General features: G+C 64.8%; 11 protein-coding genes. 9 read left to right on the top strand and 2 right to left on the bottom strand.

Going from position 1 to position 13966, the window contains the following annotated elements; translation table 11 throughout:
- The first annotated feature begins 82 nt into the window (after positions 1-82).
- The 8 genes from GGD65_RS22955 (at position 83) to GGD65_RS22920 (ending at position 8528) form a co-directional block, all read left to right on the top strand.
- Positions 83-697, top strand: a complete 615-nt coding sequence (locus GGD65_RS22955) for a hypothetical protein (RefSeq protein ID WP_183236695.1) — start codon at positions 83-85, stop codon at positions 695-697.
- On the top strand, positions 694-1083 hold the full coding sequence (locus GGD65_RS22950) for a hypothetical protein (RefSeq protein ID WP_179731913.1): 390 nt from the start codon (positions 694-696) through the stop codon (positions 1081-1083). Before GGD65_RS22955 ends, GGD65_RS22950 begins: the two co-directional genes overlap by 4 nt.
- 142 nt (positions 1084-1225) lie before the next feature.
- Positions 1226-2644: a M20 family metallopeptidase gene (locus GGD65_RS22945; RefSeq protein ID WP_183236694.1), complete on the top strand. Its 1419-nt coding sequence runs from the start codon at positions 1226-1228 to the stop codon at positions 2642-2644.
- Between the two features lie 261 nt (positions 2645-2905).
- Complete coding sequence (locus tag GGD65_RS22940; protein ID WP_183236693.1) at positions 2906-4696, top strand: peptide ABC transporter substrate-binding protein; 1791 nt, start codon at positions 2906-2908, stop codon at positions 4694-4696.
- 29 nt (positions 4697-4725) lie between these two features.
- Positions 4726-5685 (top strand): ABC transporter permease, encoded by a 960-nt coding sequence (locus tag GGD65_RS22935; protein WP_183236692.1) that lies wholly within the window; start codon positions 4726-4728, stop codon positions 5683-5685.
- Complete coding sequence (locus GGD65_RS22930; RefSeq protein ID WP_018316289.1) at positions 5651-6568, top strand: ABC transporter permease; 918 nt, start codon at positions 5651-5653, stop codon at positions 6566-6568. The genes GGD65_RS22935 and GGD65_RS22930 overlap by 35 nt, the downstream gene beginning before the upstream one ends.
- A complete protein-coding gene (locus GGD65_RS22925) occupies positions 6568-7563 on the top strand; it encodes an ABC transporter ATP-binding protein (protein ID WP_018316288.1) in 996 nt (331 codons plus the stop codon). Before GGD65_RS22930 ends, GGD65_RS22925 begins: the two co-directional genes overlap by 1 nt.
- Positions 7560-8528, top strand: coding sequence for an ABC transporter ATP-binding protein (locus GGD65_RS22920; RefSeq protein WP_018316287.1), 969 nt, complete (start codon positions 7560-7562; stop codon positions 8526-8528). The genes GGD65_RS22925 and GGD65_RS22920 overlap by 4 nt, the downstream gene beginning before the upstream one ends.
- A gap of 113 nt (positions 8529-8641) precedes the next feature.
- Here the strand turns inward: GGD65_RS22920 and GGD65_RS22915 are convergent, their stop codons facing one another.
- Both GGD65_RS22915 and GGD65_RS22910 read right to left on the bottom strand, forming a co-directional pair.
- Positions 8642-9289, bottom strand: a complete 648-nt coding sequence (locus GGD65_RS22915) for an HAD family phosphatase (protein ID WP_183236691.1) — start codon at positions 9287-9289, stop codon at positions 8642-8644.
- A 56-nt stretch (positions 9290-9345) separates the two neighbouring features.
- Positions 9346-10389, bottom strand: coding sequence for a helix-turn-helix domain-containing protein (locus GGD65_RS22910; protein WP_183236690.1), 1044 nt, complete (start codon positions 10387-10389; stop codon positions 9346-9348).
- Positions 10390-10767: 378 nt separating this feature from the next.
- Here GGD65_RS22910 and GGD65_RS22905 point away from each other — a divergent pair, with 378 nt between their 5' ends.
- Positions 10768-13953 carry an autotransporter domain-containing protein gene (locus GGD65_RS22905; protein ID WP_183236689.1) on the top strand — a complete coding sequence of 1062 codons (3186 nt, stop codon included), beginning with the start codon at positions 10768-10770 and terminating at the stop codon, positions 13951-13953.
- The last annotated feature ends 13 nt before the right edge of the window (positions 13954-13966 follow it).

The raw sequence follows: 13966 nt of genomic DNA, 5'->3' as shown, positions 1-13966 counted from the left end.
CTTGTGGGTCCCGGTGTCCGCGCGAAAAGACGTTGTCGACCCAGAGTGGCAAGCGTATCGTTCGCGGTCTGTGGAACAAGCCATGAGCGATGACAAGAATTTCGATCGGCTAACTTTGGAAAATGCACTGGCCGAGCTGGGCCGCAGGGCCTTCGCTGCAGGCCGCACCGTCGAAATCGTCGTCTACGGCGGATCGGCCCTCCTGCTGACCTTGAATCGGCAGATCAACACCGGTGACGTCGATGCGGTGTTTGAAGGAAACAAGGATTTCATCAAGCGGCTTGCGGCCGAGATGGCGGAGGAGTTCGGCTGGGACGAAAACTGGTTGAACGACGGTGTGAAGGGGTGGTTGAGCAAGAGAGACGCGGATCCTGACGTAAAGGCTCTATTCAAGACCTACCCCACCGAGGATCAGCCGGGCCTCCGCGTCTATACCGCCAGACCGGAATACTTGTTTGCCATGAAGTGCCGGGCGATGCGTGTCGGCGGTGTCGAAACGAATTCGGACATTGACGACATCAAGCTCCTCGCCCGCGCGATAGGCATCAAGAACAGCCAGGATGCACTCACGTTGGTCGAAAAATTCTATCCGCAGAATGCGCTTCAACCCAAGACCCGATTGGGTCTCGAGGAGATTTTCTCAAATCTCGAGACTGGGCCCGAAGATGACCACACGCCTCCGTCGAGCCAACCATGAGCCTGTTCGGCAAGAAGCCCGCAACGCTGGGTGACGTCGTTCGCCGCGTACAAGCTGGCGAGCAGAAGTTCGACCCGTCGCTCCGCGAATTTCTCGATTGGTTCTACATGAACCCGAACGCACGCCAGCAGGCCATCGAAGAACGACCCGCTTCCATCGACGCTGTGCACGACGCCTATACGGCGGCCGTGGCAGAGCACCTTGCGCGCGTTTACGGATTACAAATACCGGAATGGACCGAGGTTCACGGTAATGGGCTTCGCGAGCCCTTCTTCGCAGGCGGTCTACAATCTCTGAAGGGGGTGCTGGTTGCCGAGAGTCCGACGGCGTTCCGGCGACGCCTCCTGTTCGTAAGCAAAGACGCGCTCTCGAGGCCGAGAATGTAGCGCCGTAGGGGCGGTCGCCTTGGGCCGCGCTGTGAGACCCTGTCGGGCCGCATGGCTGGTGTCCCTGCCGCTGCTAGGCGGCCCCTCCCTAAGCTGCTAACCATTGCCGCTTCGTTTGACCAAGGGATCACGGACCGAAGCAATGGACAACCGCAGCGACATCTGGCGTGGCGTCGACACGATCAAGGGGCGTTTCATCGACCTCAGCGACAAGGTCTGGGGCATGCCCGAGGTGTGCTACACCGAGGCGCGGTCCGCCGCCGAGCATCTCGCCGAGTTGCGTCATCAGGGTTTCCGCATCACCGAGAACGTCGCCGGCATTCCGACGGCGGTGATGGGTGAGTGGGGCGAGGGCGGTCCGGTCATCGCATTCATGGGCGAATATGACGCCCTTCCCGGTCTCAGCCAGGAAGCGGGTGTCGCCGAGCATCGTCCGATCGAAGCCGGTGGGCACGGCCATGGCTGTGGTCACAATCTACTGGGTTCCGCCGCGCTGCTCGCCGCGACCGCGGTGAAGGACTGGCTTGCCGAAAACAAGGTGCCAGGTCGCGTGCGCTATTATGGCTGTCCGGCTGAAGAAGGCGGCGCCGCAAAGGCGTTCATGGTGCGCTCCGGCGCGTTCGAGGACGCCGACATCGCCATCACCTGGCATCCGCACAGCTTCTGGGAGGTCGCGGTGACGCCGTCGCTCGCCAACACGCGCGCGGATTTCATCTTCACCGGTCGCACCTCGCATGCCGCGGCCTCGCCGCATCTCGGCCGCTCCGCGCTCGATGCGGTGGAGTTAATGAATGTCGGCGTGAACTACATGCGCGAGCACATGCCGAGCGATGCGCGGGTGCATTACGCGCTGCTCGACACCGGCGGCATTGCGCCGAACGTGGTCCAGGCCCATGCGCGGGTGCGCTATTCGATCCGCGCCCGTGACCTTCCCGGCATGAACGAGCTGGTCGGACGTGTGAGCAAGATCGCCGAGGGCGCGGCGCTGATGACCGAGACCAAGGTCGAGATGAAGATCATCTCCGCGGTCTCCAACATCCTGCCGAACACGCCGCTGGAGCAGGCGCTGCACCGGGTCATGGAAGAGCTCGGACCGCCGCATTTCGACGATGCCGACAAGGGCTTTGCCAGCCAGATCCGCGCGACCTTGAGCGACAAGGATATCGCGTCGGTCTATTACGCGATCGGCATGGAGCAGACCGATCGGCCGCTGGCCGACTTCCTGGTGCCGCTCGATGCCAAGCGCAACCCGCTGGTCGGCTCGACCGACGTCGGCGACGTCAGCTGGGTGGTGCCGACCGTGCAGGTTCACGCCCCCACGGTTGCAATCGGCACGCCGTTCCACACCTGGCAGGTGGTGGCGCAGGGCAAGAGCCCGCATGCCCACAAGGCCATGGTGCAGGCCGCCAAGGCGATGGCCGGTCTCGGCATCAAGGCGCTGACAGATCCGGAACTGATCAAGGCGGCCAAGGCCGACTTGAAGAAGCGAACGGCCAAGACGCCGTATGTCTGTCCGCTGCCGGATCACGTCGAGCCGCCGCTCGACATGTCCGTCGCGTAGAATTTCGCCTCCACACTTCGTCTGATCCTGCGAACAAATTTTCCGCAGTGCAGCGTGCAATCCAGCATGTTTTGATGCTGGATTGCCGAACGGATGGGCTGCAGAACACAGTTTTGCCCAACAGACAGCCAGAAGACCGTTTGCATACACACGGTCCCAGTTGACGCGCCCCCCATTCGGTGTGCCATCTACTGCCAGCTAATTGGGCGGCCGCCTCTGACGGCCGTCTTCATCACGATGGGAACCAGACGGGGGACAACCATGCTGGATAAAGAACTGCGTTCGATGATCGGCCAGGTGAAGGACGGACGGATGGATCGCCGCGCCTTCATCACGCGCATGGCCGCGGTCGGTCTCACTGCCCCGCTGGCCAACCAGATCCTCGCGCTCGGCGGCGTCGCCATGGCCGAGGGCGCCTCGACCTACAAGCCGACCAAGCGTGGCGGCGGTGGTGCGCTGAAGCTGCTGTGGTGGCAGGGCCCGACCTTGCTCAATCCGCATTTCGCCACCGGCACCAAGGACCAGGACGGTGCGCGCTTGTTCTACGAGCCGCTGGCCTGTTGGGATCCCGACGGCAACATGAAGCTGGTTCTCGCCGCCGAAATTCCCTCGATCCAGAACGGCGGCCTGGCCGCCGACGGCAAGTCGGTGACCTGGAAGCTCAAGCCCGGCGTTAAATGGCATGACGGCGCGCCGTTCACGGCCGACGACGTCGTGTTCAACTGGGAATACGCCAAGGATCCCGCGACCTCCGCGCTGACGATCGCGACGCTCCGCGACATCACGGTGGAGAAAGTGGATGACCTCACGGTCCGCATCCTCTTCAACAAGCCGACGCCGTTCTGGGCCGACGCCTTCGTCGGTGCGCCCAACACCATTATCCCGAGACATCTGTTCAAGGACTATATGGGGTCCAAATCGCGGGAGGCGCCGACCAACCTCTCGCCGGTCGGTACCGGCCCCTACAAGTTCGTCGAGTTCAAGCCGGGCGACCTCGTCCGCGGCGTGCTCAACCCCGATTATCACATGCCGAACCGCCCCTATTTCGACTCGGTCGAGATGAAGGGTGGCGGCGACGCCGTCTCGGCCGCACGCGCGGTGATCCAGACCGGCGAATACGATTTCGGCTGGAACATCCAGGTCGAGGACGACGTGCTGTTGCGCCTGGAGAAGGGCGGCAAGGGCAAGACCGTCTATGCGGTCGGTGGCGACACCGAGTTCATCGCGCTGAACTTCACCGATCCCAACACCGAGGTCGATGGCGAACGCTCCTCGATCAAGACCAAGCACCCGCTGTTCTCGGATCCGGCGGTGCGCAAGGCGCTCTCGCTGCTGATCGATCGCGAGTCGGTCAAGAAGGCGATCTATGGTCGCGCCGGCCGCACCACGGCCAACTTCCTCAACGGTCCCGAAAAGTTCGTCTCCAAGAACACCTCGTGGGAGTTCAGCATCGAGAAGGCCTCGAAGATCCTCGACGAGGCCGGCTGGAAGCCGGGCGCCGACGGTATCCGCGAGAAGGACGGCAAGAAGCTGAAGCTGCTCTACCAGACCTCGATCAATGGTCCGCGCCAGAAGACCCAGGCAATCGTCAAGCAGGCCTGCCAGAAGGCGGGCATCGACGTCGAGCTGAAGTCGGTCGTCGCCTCCGTGTTCTTCTCGTCCGATGTCGGCAATCCCGATACCTATTCCAAATTCTACGCCGACATGGAGATGTTCCAGATCCCGCTGAGCCAGCCCGATCCGTCGCAGCACATGCGTCGCTATCTCTCGACCCTCGTCGCCACCAAGGAGAACAAGTGGCAGGGCACCAACTTCCCACGCTGGGTCAACAAGGAGTACGACGCAACCATCCAGGCTGCGGACGGCGAGATGGATCCGGTCAAGCGCGCTGCGCTCTACGTCAAGGCCAACGACCTGATGTACCAGGACACCGTGTTCATTCCGGTGCAGCATCGCCTCAAGGTCGAGGCGGCGGCCAACAATCTGCGCCCGGTCGTGTCCGGCTGGGCCAACGAAACCGACAATCTGTTCGACTGGTACCGCGAGGAATGATCCCCCAACTCTAGACGGGGCCTTCCCTCATGAGCCAATACGTCCTGCGTCGCCTGATGATCGCGATTCCGAGCCTGCTCGGAATCTCGGTCGTGCTGTTCGTCGTGCTCGCGCTCGCGCCCGGCGATCCGTTTTCCGAGCTGGCGACCAACCCGAACGTGCCGCCCGAGGTACAGGCGGCGCTCCGGGCCAAGTTCGGCCTCGACGATCCGATCCACCTTCGCTACCTGCACTGGCTCAACGCCATGCTGCACGGCGACTGGGGCTTCTCCTTCGTCAGCCGGATGAACGTCGACACGCTCATCCTGCAGCGCCTGCCGGCCACGCTCTACGTGATCGGCTCGGCGCAGATCCTGGCGCTGCTGATCGCGATTCCGGTCGGCGTCTACGCCGCCACCAAGCCCTATTCGCTGTTCGATCAGATCGCCAACACACTCGCGTTCGTCGGCTTCTCGCTGCCGACGTTCTTCACCGGCATCCTGTTCATCCTGATCTTCTCGGTCACGCTGGACTGGCTGCCGTTCGTCTACACCACCGACATCAAGGGCACCGGCATCCACTGGGTGCTGGAGATGGTCCGTCAGGCGATCATGCCGGTGGCGGTGCTCGGCCTGTTCCAGGCGGCGTCGATGACGCGTTTCGTGCGCTCGGCGATGCTGGACGTGATCCGGCTCGACTATGTCACCACCGCCCGCGCCAAGGGGCTCGGGCAGGCCAAGGTCATCGTCAAGCATGTCATGCGCAACGCCATGATTCCGGTCGTGACGTTGATCGCGCTGCAAATGCCCGCGGTGTTCGGCGGCGCCATCGTCACCGAGCAGATCTTCCGCATTCCCGGCATCGGCTCGCTGCTGATCTCCTCGATCCTTTCCAACGACACGCCGGTGGTGATGGCCGTCACCTTCGTCTTCGCGTGTCTGGTCGTGCTGTTCAATCTCATCGCGGACGTGCTTTATGGCTGGCTTGACCCTCGCATCTCCCTCCGCTGAGCGGCGCGTCTACTCGCCCTGGCGCGAGACGTGGCGGCGCTACAGCCGCCACAAGCTTGCCGTGGTCAGCGCGTTCCTGCTGCTCGTTCTGATCCTGGCAGTGGTGCTCGGCCCCTTCATCTGGCGGGTCAAGATCGACGACATCGACATCGTCGCAGGCATGCAGGGGCCTTCGCCGGCGCATCCCTTCGGCACCGACGATCTCGGGCAGGACATCCTCGCCCGCATGATCTATGGCGGGCGCATCTCGCTCGCGGTCGGCCTCGCCGCGATGCTGGTCTCGGTCTTCGTCGGTGTGTTGATCGGCGCGCTCGCCGGCATGTCGCGCGGTGCGCTCGGCCACGGGTTGATGTGGCTGACCGACCTCTTCCTGTCGCTGCCGCAATTGCCGCTGCTGCTGCTGCTGATCTATCTGTTCCGCGACGGTCTGAAGGCCGCGTTCGGTCCGGAGGGCGGCATCTTCATCCTGATCGTGCTCGTGATCGGCGGCCTGCGCTGGATGCCGGTGGCGCGGCTCGTGCGCGCCCAGTTCCTGTCGATCCGCGAGAAGGAATTCGTCGAGGCCGCGCGGGCGCTCGGGGCGAGCCCGGTGCGGCAGGTTGTGCGTCACATCCTGCCCAATGCGCTCGGTCCGGTGATCATCGCCGGCACCATCGACGTCGCCGCCGCGATCATCGCGGAATCGACGCTGTCCTTCCTCGGCCTCGGCTTCCCGCCCGACACGCCGACCTGGGGCCGGCTGCTGTATGATGCCAAGGACTTTCTCGACATCGGCCCGCACTGGGCGCTGTTCCCGGGCGGCGCGATCTTCATCGCGGTGGTCGCCATCAACTTCATCGGCGACGGCCTGCGTGACGCGCTCGATGCGCGACGGGTGATCTGATGGCGCCGCTGCTCGAGATCAAGGGACTGAAGACCCACTTCTCCACGGACGACGGCATCCTCCAGGCCGTCGACGGCGTCGACATCTCCATCAACCGGGGCGAGACGCTCTGCGTGGTCGGCGAATCCGGCTGCGGCAAGACCGTCACCGCGATGTCGATCCTGAAGCTGATCGCGATGCCGCCGGGCCGCATCGCGGCGGGTCAGATCATCTTCGAGGGGCGCGATCTCGTGCCGCTGACCAGCAACGAGCTCGACGAGATCAGGGCCAAGGAGATCGGCTTCATCTTCCAGGAGCCGATGACCTCGCTCAACCCGGTGCTCACCGTCGGCGAGCAGATCGCCGAAAGCCTGCGCCGCCACGAGGCCGTGACCAGGAAGCAGGCGCTCGATCGCACCATCGAGATGCTGAAGCTGGTGCAGATCCCCAACGCCGAAGGCCGCGTGCACAACTATCCGCACCAGTTCTCCGGCGGCATGCGCCAGCGCGTGATGATCGCGATGGCGCTCGCCTGCAAGCCGAAGCTGATCATCGCCGACGAGCCCACCACCGCGCTCGATGTCACCATCCAGGCCCAGATCCTGGACCTGCTCCAGGACATGAAGGAGCGCTTCGGCATGGCGGTGATGCTGATCACCCATGCGATGGGCGTCGTCGCCGAAACCGCGCAACGCGTCGTGGTGATGTATGCCGGCAAGGTGGTCGAGGAAGCGCCGGTCGACGATCTGTTCGGCCATCCCGGCCATCCCTATACGCAAGGGTTGATCCGCTCGATCCCGCGCATCGACCTCGACAGCGAGCACAAGACGCGGCTCGAAGCGATCGGCGGCTCGGTGCCGATCCTGATCAATCCGCCGGTCGGCTGCCGCTTTGCGCCGCGCTGCAAGTTCGCCATGAACGTCTGCACCGAGAAGGAGCCGCTGCTGCGCGAGATCGCACCCGGCCATCGCATGGCCTGTCATCTCGGCGATACAAATCTGGGAGGCGCGGCATGAGCGAACCCTTGCTGCAAGTCTCCAATCTGAAGAAGCATTTCCCCGTGCTCGGTGGCCTGCTGTCGCGCCAGGTTGGCACCGTCTATGCGGTCGACGGCGTGTCGTTCTCGGTCAATCGCGGCGAGACGCTCGGTCTCGTCGGTGAATCCGGCTGCGGCAAGTCGACGACGGGACGCTGCGTGCTGCGTCTGATCGAGCCGACCGACGGCGAGGTCACATTCGACGGCCAGGACGTGCGCAGCCTCGGCGGCAACGATCTGCGCGCGATGCGGCGCAACATGCAGCTGGTGTTCCAGGATCCGTTCGCCTCGCTCAATCCGCGCATGACGGTCGGCGCGATCCTCGGCGAGGCCTTCACCATCCATAACCTTGCGACCTCCGCCAAGGAGCGCGAGGAGCGCGTCGCGGGCCTGCTGGTCAAGGTCGGGCTCAAGGCCGAGCACATGCGGCGCTATCCGCACGAGTTCTCCGGCGGCCAGCGCCAGCGCATCGTGATCGCGCGCGCGCTCGCGGTCGAGCCGAAGCTGATCGTCTGCGACGAGCCGGTCTCGGCGCTCGACGTGTCGATCCAGGCCCAGGTCATCAATCTGCTGGAAGACCTCCAGGCCGAGCTGAACCTCACCTATCTCTTCGTCGCGCACGACCTCTCGGTGGTCGAGCACATCTCCGACCGCGTCGCGGTGATGTATCTCGGCCGGATCGTCGAGCTGGCGAAAGCAAGCGATCTCTACCGCAACCCGCAGCATCCCTACACCAGGGCGTTGCTGTCGGCGGTGCCGGTGCCCGATCCAAAGCTCAAGCGTGAGCGCATCCGCCTCAAGGGCGACGTGCCGAGCCCGATGAAGCCGCCGTCGGGCTGTCACTTCCACACCCGCTGCCCGATCGCCCAGCCGCGCTGCGCGGAAAGCGCGCCCGTGCTGAAGGAAGGGGCGGGCGGGCATTTCGTGGCGTGTCATCTGGCTTGAGGCTCCGAAAGCGAGTTCAGAACCTGTAGGGTGGGCAAAGCGAAGCGTGCCCACGATTCTGAAGACGTGGGCACGGCGCTGTCGCGCCTTTGCCCACCCTACGCACTTCCATCTTAGTCGCGAAGCAGGCCGTGCTCTGACAGGGCCTGCGTGAAGGTCGCCACGGACGTGTACTGATGCGCGAACAGGCCCGCCTCTCGCGCGCCGGCGACGTTGGCTGCGAGATCGTCGACGAACAGGACGGTCTGCGGCCTCAAGCCGAGCTCCGCGAGGCAGAGGCGATAGCAGTGCGGGTCCGGCTTCGCCGTCTTGAACTGGGCCGAGGTGTAGATCCCGGAGCCGAACAGCGGACGCAATTCCGGCAGCAGCGTGTCGATGTGGTCGGCAACCAGCGTGGTATTGTTGGTCAGCACCGCGATATCGACGGTATTTCGCAGGCTTCCGGCAATGTCCAGCATCGCGCGATCGGCCTGCATCGAACGACGCCGGGCTTCCACCCAGTCATCGAGCGAGAGGGGATAGCCGATGCGTTCGCCAAAACCTCGCAGATAGTCGGCGGCCTCGAGCGCGCCGGCATCGCCGAGCAGCTCGAATCCGCTGTCCCAGATCGCGTTGTGGACGGCTTCGCTGCTGGTCCCCGCAAGCTCCGCCAGATAGGCGACGCGCGTCGCCCTGTCGTAGTCGCAGAGGACATTGTCCATGTCGAAGAGGATGAGCTTGATGGCATCAGTCACGGCGACGCTCGCGCATTGGCCGAACATCCGGCCCTGGCGTGAGTCATATCCCGCCGGAACGCGGGCGACAAATCAGGTGCTGGCTAGGGCTGCGATGCGCGCCGCCGCGCCAGTTGATGCAGCACCGTGTCGACGGCCGGCACCGCTCCGGTCTCGCGCAGCCACGTGTCGGCCAATTCCCTCAATTCGCCCGGCGTCAGGCCGAACTTGCGACGGAACGCGCGGATGAAGGTGGAATCGCTGCTGAAGCGCATGTCGACGGCGAGCTCGATCAGACGGCCGTCCTGCGCGGATGGCGATATCAAGCGCCGAAACGCGAGATTGAGCCGTTGCTCCCGCACATAATGCGCAAGCCCGCCCTCGGCCTCGAACAGCCGGTAGAGGGTCGCGCGCGAGATCTGGAAGTGGCGGCAGAGCTCTTCGCTGGTGAGCGCATCGGTTTCGAGATTGTTCGCGATGCGGCGCTTGATCATCGTGAGGTAGAGGTGCCGCTCGGCGCGCTCGAGGCCCGCGACGATCTCGGCCGTCCCGCCGGCGGCGGCCGCCACGAGATCGGCGATCGCCTCGACCGTGGCTTCGGCATGGCCGGTCGCGGTGTCCGTCCCGGGCTCGGACGGCAGGGCAAGCGCGGCATAGTGGCTGGCGAGCAGGCGTGCATGAGGGTGATCCGACGGCAGCAGGGTTGCCGTCGCCGCGTCCGGATGGGCGAGCCGAGGCGCCAAAATCGCGCGTTGCAGCACGATCGACATCAGATGGGTGCGGCTGCCAGCGGCGCGCAGCGCGGTCCGGTTTGGCTGCGCCATGTCGATCAGAACGATGTCGCCGGGCCGCAGCGCGACCTCGCGCCGGCCCGAGCTGAACTGCATCTCGCCCTCGACGCAGAGGGTGATCTGAAAATGATCCATGACGCCGCGGGCGACGTGCGCGGGCGTGCGGTCATAGTCCTGGTCGGTGGCACGCGTGTCGATCAGCAGGGCGTTGCGGGTCATCCTCGTCACCGTAGTGACATGGAAGTCGTCCTCCGCGGTGCGCGGAATGACCTCACAAATGTCGACCGTCATGGCCCGCAACTGCGCGAGCGCCTCCGGACCGCGCCCGGGAATGTCCGCCGCCGTGCTTCCGTTCAACGCAGTCCCGTCCACATCCCCTCGCGATGCGGAAGACCGCATGCAACTGATTTCTCGAGATCGGCGGCAAGCCAATGTCGGGTCTGGATGTAGCCATTCGGAAATCGGTGCGCAAGCGAGGTCGAGATAGATTGTGCTCCTGTGTATTTGCAATCATCGGGAGATTTGCTTGGATTTTGTCGCGCTGAGACGCTGGGCACATCATCCGGTCTGCCGTCCTGTTAGAGATTCTCCCGTCTCTGGAATGCGAGCGCGCCATGCGGGGCTGCGCCGTCGGAATGGGGTTGTCGCGTGGGGTCAATGGGAATTGAGGGCGCTGGGCGTCGGCAACGACGTCCGCGCGGCTGCCGTCGTCGCCGGACAGTGCGAGCTTGCGGGATGCTCGTCATCCTGGTCCTGCCGTATCTCGGCTCGACCACCGCCAGCCGGGCGCAGATCGACAATTACGGCATCTGGACCGGACTCAACAGCACGCCGGGGCAGGTGATCGAATTCAGCACGCTGAGCAACGCTCCGATCGGGTCCCCGATCGGAACGAGCATATATCCTCACAGCGCGGTGCTTTCGGCCGATGGCCGCTTCGCCTATGTCGTTGCCATGTCCGGCGCGGTGGAGGTCATCGACGTCGTCGGCCGGACGGTCGTCGCGACTATACCCGTCCCCGGATCGTCGGCAGGATTGGCGCTCAGCCCGGACGGCGCGAGCCTCTACGTGACCTCCTCCTTTCACAATTCGGTCACGGTGATTTCGACCGCGACCAATCTCGCGGTCGGCTCATCCATCGCGGTGGGAGTAACCCCTTACGGCGTCGTCGTTTCGCCGGACGGGACCCGGGTGTACGTCGCCAACCAGGGCTCCTCAAACATTTCAATCATCGACGCCGCGTCGAAAACCGTCATCGGCACGGTCGCGGCGGGGAGCTCCCCTTCCGGCATCACGATGTCTCCGGACGGAAGCCGCATCTACGTGGCCAATCAAGGTGGTGGCGTCACGGTGATCGATGCGGCGGCGCAATCGGTGGTTACGACGGTTCCGGTGTCCGGAGCCCCCCTGAGTGTCGCGGCCAGCCCGGATGGATCGCGGATCTATGTGACGACGCAGTCCAACCAGGTCGTGGTGATCAATGCCCTGACGAACACCATCACGGCAAGCGTGACCCTGCCCGGCGGCCTGTCCGGCAACAGCATCGGAGTGACCGTGACGCCCGACGGCAGCCGGGCTTACATCACGTCTCCCCTCGGGTTTTTCGTGATGGATACGGCCACCAACACGCTCCTGCCCTTCGTCACCGTGCCGATCGTGGACAACGGCAATGCCGGGACCGCCTTCATCGGGCCGAACGTCATCGTTGCGGCGGGAGGGGCGGTCTCAGCGGGCAGCGATGCCGCGCTCACGGCACTGGCCTTCGGGCAATACGTCAATTTCAACGGCGGTGCGCTGCGTTTCACGAGTGCTTTCAACACCGCACGGACGATCTCGCTGCTGGCCGGCGGCGGCACGATCGACACCAACGGCTTCAATGCGACGTTGTCAGGACAGATCATCAACACGGGAGCCCTGACCAAGACGGGTTTGGGCACGCTGACGCTGACCGGCGTCAACAGCTACAGCGGAGGCACCTTCGTCAATGGTGGCACGCTGGCCCTGAGCGGCGCCGGCACGCTGGGCGACGCCGGCGGGACGACCACGGTCAACAGCGGTGCCACACTCGATCTGGGCGGCACGACGCAGACCCAGGGCGCGGTCGGCCTTAACGGCGGCACGATCCGCAACGGCAATCTGAACGCGCCCATTACCTCCGTCGGAGGCGTCCTCAACGGCGTCGGCGGGACCGCGAGCCTGACGACGACGGCCGGCTTCACCATGTTGCTCGGCAACAACGGCTACACCGGAGCCACGGCCGTGAATGGCGGTGTGCTCGACGTCGAAGGAACGATCACCGGCACCTCTTCAGTCACCGTGAATGCCGGTGGCGTGCTGATGGGATCGGGCACGATCAATCCGCTGTTGGTGGCGATCGCCGGCGGCGGCACGTTCGCGCCCGGCAACGGCACGCCCGGCAGCGTCACGAGCATCGTCGGCGATCTCGCCCTGCAATCGGGCGCGATCTATCAGGTCCAGGTCAATCCGTCGACGGCGTCCCATGCGAACGTCACGGGCAGTGCGACGCTGAGCGGGGCTACCGTGAGCGCGGTGCTTGCAGCCGGCAGCTATATCGAGAAGAAATACACCATCCTCAGCGCGGGCGGCGGCCTCTCCGGCAGCTTTGCCTCGGCCGTTGCCAGCAGCAATCTCCCGGCGAACTTCAAGACCGATCTCAGCTACGACGCAAACAATGCCTATCTCAACCTGTCGCTCGCCTTCGTCCCGCCGCCGAATTCCGGCCTGAACGGCAATCAGCAGGCGGTGGCGAATGCACTGGTCCATTCCTTCGACGTCAATGGTGGCATTCCGCTGGTCTACGGTCGCATGACGGTGGCCGGGTTGACCCAAGCCTCGGGCGAACAGGGCACGGCCGCGCAGCAGACGACGATCAGCGCAATGAGCCAGTTCATGGGCCTGCTCACGGGTCCCTTCGCGCAACGGGAAGGAGGCTCGAGCCCGGCAAATGGTACGGCCGGATTTGTCGACGACGTTCAGGCGAGCGCCTATGCCGCACGCCGGCCCACCGACGCGTTCGGCATGTTGGCCAAGACGCCGGCGCAGGGATCTGCACAGCGCTGGAGCGTGTGGGCTGCCGGCTTCGGTGGATCGCAATCGACCGACGGCCGTACGACGGATGGTTCGAACGACATGACGAGCCGCATCGCCGGCACGGCGGTCGGCGCGGACTATTGGCTCGCGCCGAACACGAAGCTCGGCTTCGCGCTTGCCGGCGGTGGCACCAGCTTCGGCGTGAACGCCCTCGGCTCCGGCCGCTCCGACCTGTTCCAGGCCGGCGCCTATCTGTATCACGCGAACGGCCCGGTCTACGTCTCCGCCGCGCTGGCCTATGGCTGGCAGAACATCACCACCGATCGCACCGTGACGGTCGCCGGCACAGACCGCCTGCGCGCCGCATTCGACGCCAATGCGTATTCCGGTCGTCTCGAAGGCGGCTACCGCCTGGTCGGGACATGGATCGGCGGGATCGGCCTCACGCCTTATGGGGCGATGCAGTTCACGACGCTCGACCGGCCAGCCTATGCCGAACACGTCGTCTCCGGTTCATCGGCATTCGCCTTGAACTACGCCGCGAAGAGCGTGACCGACAGCCGCAGCGAGCTCGGCCTGCGTACCGACAAGTCGTTCGCCACGCTGGCCGGCGTGTTGGCACTGCGCGGCCGTGTCGCCTGGGCGCATGATTTCAATCCCGATCGTGCGGCCGCCGCAACCTTTCAGGCTTTGCCGGTCGCAAGCTTCGTCGTCAACGGCGCAGCGCAGGCCCGCGACGCCGCGCTCACGACGGCATCGGTCGAGATGAAATGGCTGAACGGCTGGTCGGCGGGGGCCACGTTCGAAGGCGAGTTCTCCAGCGTCACCCGCAGCTACGCCGGCAAGGGCAGCGTTCGCTACAATTGGTGAGCGGTGGGTCCCG

It is taken from the genome of Bradyrhizobium sp. CIR18 (assembly GCF_014198295.1).
Taxonomy (GTDB): domain Bacteria; phylum Pseudomonadota; class Alphaproteobacteria; order Rhizobiales; family Xanthobacteraceae; genus Bradyrhizobium.
The sequence above is the reverse complement of the archived record's forward strand: the minus strand, read 5'-3'. Positions and strand labels throughout refer to the sequence as shown.

What these genes read in the sequence shown, in the direction of transcription:
- GGD65_RS22955 (WP_183236695.1), top strand. Translation starts at nt 83, where the DNA reads ATGAGCGATGACAAGAATTTCGATCGGCTAACTTTGGAAAATGCACTG.
- GGD65_RS22950 (WP_179731913.1), top strand. Translation starts at nt 694, where the DNA reads ATGAGCCTGTTCGGCAAGAAGCCCGCAACGCTGGGTGACGTCGTTCGC.
- GGD65_RS22945 (WP_183236694.1), top strand. Translation starts at nt 1,226, where the DNA reads ATGGACAACCGCAGCGACATCTGGCGTGGCGTCGACACGATCAAGGGG.
- GGD65_RS22940 (WP_183236693.1), top strand. Translation starts at nt 2,906, where the DNA reads ATGCTGGATAAAGAACTGCGTTCGATGATCGGCCAGGTGAAGGACGGA.
- GGD65_RS22935 (WP_183236692.1), top strand. Translation starts at nt 4,726, where the DNA reads ATGAGCCAATACGTCCTGCGTCGCCTGATGATCGCGATTCCGAGCCTG.
- GGD65_RS22930 (WP_018316289.1), top strand. Translation starts at nt 5,651, where the DNA reads ATGGCTGGCTTGACCCTCGCATCTCCCTCCGCTGAGCGGCGCGTCTAC.
- GGD65_RS22925 (WP_018316288.1), top strand. Translation starts at nt 6,568, where the DNA reads ATGGCGCCGCTGCTCGAGATCAAGGGACTGAAGACCCACTTCTCCACG.
- GGD65_RS22920 (WP_018316287.1), top strand. Translation starts at nt 7,560, where the DNA reads ATGAGCGAACCCTTGCTGCAAGTCTCCAATCTGAAGAAGCATTTCCCC.
- GGD65_RS22915 (WP_183236691.1), bottom strand. Translation starts at nt 9,289, where the DNA reads ATGTTCGGCCAATGCGCGAGCGTCGCCGTGACTGATGCCATCAAGCTC.
- GGD65_RS22905 (WP_183236689.1), top strand. Translation starts at nt 10,768, where the DNA reads ATGCTCGTCATCCTGGTCCTGCCGTATCTCGGCTCGACCACCGCCAGC.